The organism is Commensalibacter sp. Nvir, from assembly GCF_963921845.1.
GTDB lineage: Bacteria > Pseudomonadota > Alphaproteobacteria > Acetobacterales > Acetobacteraceae > Commensalibacter.
On record NZ_CAWUGZ010000051.1, the window covers coordinates 1 to 4,463 of the forward strand.

The 4,463-nt window shown below is 42.7% G+C and carries 5 protein-coding genes and 1 pseudogene; 2 read left to right on the plus strand and 4 right to left on the minus strand.

What is annotated here, in order from left to right:
- Nucleotides 1-563 precede the first annotated feature (563 nt).
- Both AABE15_RS03860 and AABE15_RS03865 read left to right on the plus strand, forming a co-directional pair.
- Nucleotides 564-749, plus strand: coding sequence for a hypothetical protein (locus AABE15_RS03860; RefSeq protein WP_338329963.1), 186 nt, complete (start codon nucleotides 564-566; stop codon nucleotides 747-749).
- A gap of 247 nt (nucleotides 750-996) precedes the next feature.
- A complete protein-coding gene (locus AABE15_RS03865) occupies nucleotides 997-1,278 on the plus strand; it encodes an addiction module antidote protein (protein ID WP_338329964.1) in 282 nt (93 codons plus the stop codon).
- Nucleotides 1,279-1,753: 475 nt separating this feature from the next.
- Here the strand turns inward: AABE15_RS03865 and AABE15_RS03870 are convergent, their stop codons facing one another.
- The 4 genes and pseudogenes from AABE15_RS03870 to AABE15_RS03885 form a co-directional block, all read right to left on the minus strand.
- Nucleotides 1,754-2,005, minus strand: a complete 252-nt coding sequence (locus AABE15_RS03870) for a hypothetical protein (RefSeq protein ID WP_338329965.1) — start codon at nucleotides 2,003-2,005, stop codon at nucleotides 1,754-1,756.
- Nucleotides 2,006-2,327: 322 nt separating this feature from the next.
- Nucleotides 2,328-2,546 carry a hypothetical protein gene (locus tag AABE15_RS03875; protein WP_338329966.1) on the minus strand — a complete coding sequence of 73 codons (219 nt, stop codon included), beginning with the start codon at nucleotides 2,544-2,546 and terminating at the stop codon, nucleotides 2,328-2,330.
- 16 nt (nucleotides 2,547-2,562) lie between these two features.
- A pseudogene (locus AABE15_RS03880) lies at nucleotides 2,563-3,720 on the minus strand (DUF3472 domain-containing protein); the annotation flags it as partial.
- An 18-nt stretch (nucleotides 3,721-3,738) separates the two neighbouring features.
- On the minus strand, nucleotides 3,739-3,930 hold the full coding sequence (locus AABE15_RS03885; protein WP_338329968.1) for a hypothetical protein: 192 nt from the start codon (nucleotides 3,928-3,930) through the stop codon (nucleotides 3,739-3,741).
- Nucleotides 3,931-4,463: the final 533 nt, after the last annotated feature.

A 4,463-nucleotide genomic window follows, 5' to 3' on the forward strand; every position in this document is an offset into this window, starting at 1 on the left:
CCTTATGCTTTTACTTAAGGATAAAGAAACGTTGGGGATCGGGCTAACGCACAAAGGACAAGGGTTAGAGGTGAGGCTTTTAACCCCCCAGCCTATCCGTAAAATTTGGAAATCCTCTCCGCTGCTGGCATTCTTGAAAAAACCCTTGTTTTCTCGGCATTAAAACAATATGGGCAATACCCACATTTGATGCTTGCTCTGCTGTAAGGTGTTGAGAGAATCTTGTTCCTGCGGCGGGGTTCCGACTTTTTGCTGGGGTGCATTAATACGATGAAAAGAATTACCCTAAGATTGCCAGGATTGACCCTAACACCATGGAGTTAAAGTGGCCACACCCTAGGAATAGGTGTTATTAATGGCGTTAATAAATTGCTGGTGCGGTTAACCAAAAAACTCTTAACCTCCCCTAAGGGTACTAATCGCGAGCCATCCCGCGTTTGGGTAACCTACGTTTTAGGATTGCACGGACTGATTCGTTCGTCTTGGCGTGATAGGCTTGTGTATACAAAGTAATGCAGCGTAAAGTCACATTTTACTTTTTACCTTAAGAACCCTGCGTTGCTGTGGAAAAGACCCCCCGATCCGTCGTTATTGCGCGATCATATCTTTGTTTTGATGGCACTGGCAAAATGGCAAAAACTAAGAATTTTGTGGGACTTAACGGAAAAACCTTCCTAAGACCAATGGGTAGGCTTGCGCTTTACTGTGTATACGAACGTTTTCTTGTTCACGTAGGCTATAGTTTTTAATTTTTTCCCTAAGTGTCTTATTCTTGCAATAGCAAAATTAAATATGCTTAAAACACCTCAAGAAAAATTGACTAAAAACTGCGCATTTTTTAAAGGGAATGCATTCGCGGGGCGTTGTTTCCTGTGAATTTTATAATTACCTATAAAATGTGAACGAAATTACTCGTTCGCTATGGGTGATCAGGGGTTTCCATTGTTAAATGGTAAATCGTAATTTTAATTTATAAATTTGAAAAAGGGCAGCTCTATGGGAGGTAAAATTCAGCAACGCGACGTCGTTAATTTGTTGCGTACTAAAGCGGATCAGCAAGCGTATTTAGACGCATGCATCGAAGAAGAACATGGGGACACCGTCCGTATTATTCAAGCCATTGGTCACATCGCCAGGGCACGGGGGATGACCCAATTAGCCAACGAAACGGGACTTGGGAGGGAAAGCCTATACAAAGCGTTGTCTGGTCGTACCAGTCCTCGGTTTGATACCCTTGTCAAAATATTACGAGCGCTTCAATTGAGGCTGTCTTTTTAATACAACCGTTTGCTCTCCACCTATAGCGTGTAAAATGTTTTACTTGTCAGCTTTAGTAAATAATGCTGAACTGGGTGGAGAACGGAGCCAACACTCCATTAAGGCCCTTGAATCAAAATCCATATCGTAAAAAACCCTAACAACGGTCCTATTCAATATTTCATCGACTTGCGTATGGGTTATACGTTATTATGGCAAAAGCATTGATAAGAGTATAAATTGATCTTACCTTGTCTTTCTTAGGCCGAGGATTAAACAAAACGCATGATCATCCCTTGCCACATTTCCAATACAGCGTGTTTGCTGATGTAAACTTACTCCACTTTCCTCCCCTCAAACAATGTATAGCATCATTTTCTTTGAGTTAGGTGTGATTTTTCCTCAACATAAGGGAAAGCATAACATCGTATCTCATTCCCCTTTCGAAATCCCCGTCTCTGGGTTCGGGTGCGCAGGGTGGGTTTATTACTTCACTTCACTTCACTTCCCTCCACTCAAACAATGTAAAGCACCATTTGCTTTGACTTAGGCGCGATTTTTCCTCAACATAAGGGAAAGCATACCATCGTATCTCATTCCCCTTTCGAAATCCCTGTCTCTGGGTTCGGGTGCGCAGGGTGGGTTTATTACTCCACTTTCCTCCACTCAAACAATGTAAAGCACCATTTGCTTTGCCATAGGCTCGATTTTTCCTCAACATGAGGGAAAGCATAACATCATATCTCATTCCTTTTTCGAAATCCCGTCTCTGGCCTCGGTTGCGCAGGATGGGTTTTTAACATCATTCCCCACGCTATGCTTTGCTGGATCGCAACGGCACTGAGGTGCAAACCAAAATTCTATCTTCGTCTTTGGTAAACTTGCTTGAGTTTGGAAGCTAGATGCTAGGTAGGACGATAAGCTCAGAGTCACTTAATCGTGCAAGGGTCAAGATATACTCGATTTTGGAGAGATTAGAGATTTTCTTACCCCCCCATTAATGTTAGAACGCTTAAGCTTACCTATTATTTTAGCCCATTGATAAAATAATAAAAAGTCAACCGCCTCGGTTATTTGGTTTTATCAAAACGTTGATACCTCGTTTGCATTTCACTACGTATCAACTGCCTAGAAAATAGGAATTGAATAGCGCATTCGTCAACTCCCATTGCATGGTCAATCCTTAGGCATCGAAGTTCGTTTGAAAAACTTAACTCTGCTGAATATAAATTATTCTTGATGCTAAGTTGTACGTCTGAACTACCCATAATGGTCTTTACGTTAACCATTATGGGTATTCTTTTATCAGGAATGATACCCCGCAAACTGCCACCATTGGTTATCGGTAGCCGAACTAGGGTAATAGCCATAATTGCCATCAGCCTTTAAAATGAAATACATTTTTAATCCATCAGCGTAATAGAGCCAGCCTTTTTTGGCTGTTGTATCTGAAGCTTTCCAACTATGCACCGTCATGGGTGGGGATAGGGTTTCATTTTGTTTAGGGTATCTTCCGACATAAGTCCAGTCGTCGTTATCCGATTTATCTTCTGGCAAGTAGCCAGCACCTGTTTTTTTCATTTTGAAAAATTCGGTATCGCCCGTAGCGGAATTATGTGACACAAAATAATCGCCAACCTTTACGCCTGTATTATTTCGTTCGCTCCATTCGTAAACCCGTTGGTTTCTAAAATAAAGGTCGTTAATAATGGGATACCCTATTCCGATGGATTTCCAATCGGTGTTGTCGCTCCCTTGTGCGGGAAAGGCTCCGTAAGTGCCATCATGAAGGGCTTCATACATATAAGGTTCGGCTTCATCGGGGTTGGTGGCAAACATCATGCCTTTGTTAGCGGTGTTGCTGTAAGCTCCCCATTTATGCAATCCTCTATAATGATTACCCAAAAGCGCTAGCGTGCCATTGGTATCCGTCGAGGAAGACCCATAATCCGCAGGCGCCATCCCTGGTAGAATGTATTGTTGTTCACAAAGATCCGGATCACCATAACTGTATCCACTTGATGATTTCAACGCAGAATCCTGTCCGTAATTGCCCTTGATTTGGCCTTCGGTGGCTTTGGCATGTCTTAAGGCATTGCAGCCATAAGGGCCCCAGAAATATTCAAGGAAAACACTATTGGTGGGACTGAGCCCGCCCCATTTGGGGGTTTTAATCTCCCCTAAAATATCTATTTTTCCCAAAGTAAGGTCGGCCAACGTGATCTGCCACCAATCCCCCGTATCGTCGGAGGCGGTACGAGGACTGGATTCAACCCGAAACCGATACTTGTGCCCAACTTTCCAATCGTAATTCCCTTTTACACTTTGACAAGGGCCAAATTCATTGCAGTACACGACGGGTAAAATCCCTGCTTTGGCATCACTAGCCCCCCAAATGGATACAAGAGCGAGTTTATTCCCCCCTGCACGTTGCAACCCCAGATACCCTCCACTGGCTTTATTAAAGGTAACGTACTGGGCCTAATAGACCGAGGACGGGGCATACCCTGAATCGGAATAGGTTTCCCCAGGATCCACATCAATGCGCATGGAATAATCTTTCGACGCTGTGGACGCATTTTTTAACGTCCACTGACCCGACGGGGTTAAGGCAGAGGCGTTCGCTGCCATTCCCATGGATAATAGCAGCGCAAACACGCTGGTCTTTAACATATAGAGCTCCAATTAAAATAAAATTATGCAGCCATTGTTTTTAAAAACACTGATCTACATACCAATAAAAAATGAGAAATGATTGAGCTGTGCTGAACCCTTGCCCAGGTAAAAAACGTTCATTTAAATAGATAAAGGCGACGGTAAGGGTTTCAGCAAATTAAGCACACGTGAACGCGATGGCTTATTGGATAAGCAATGGAATTTGAATATTTTGCGTTCACTACAATTAAATGAGTCGAAGCCCTTGCAACCCTTGATCACCGTATGGATAGAAAGAAATCGGCATCTGTTGTGCAACGTAAGGGAGAGAAAAAATAGAATTTCAAAGAATAAATTCACAAGTTTTTTACTTTTCAATGAAACCCCTTGATTTCTACCTTGGTTGTGCAGAGGGGATACTCCACATCGAGCGTGATGGATTTGGGAAAACCCCAATTCTTTTTTTTATAGAAATAAACACTTTAAAACGCACTTGCAGCCAATCCTACCATCAAATACAGGATATATAGCCTCTTTACAGTGTGTAGGCT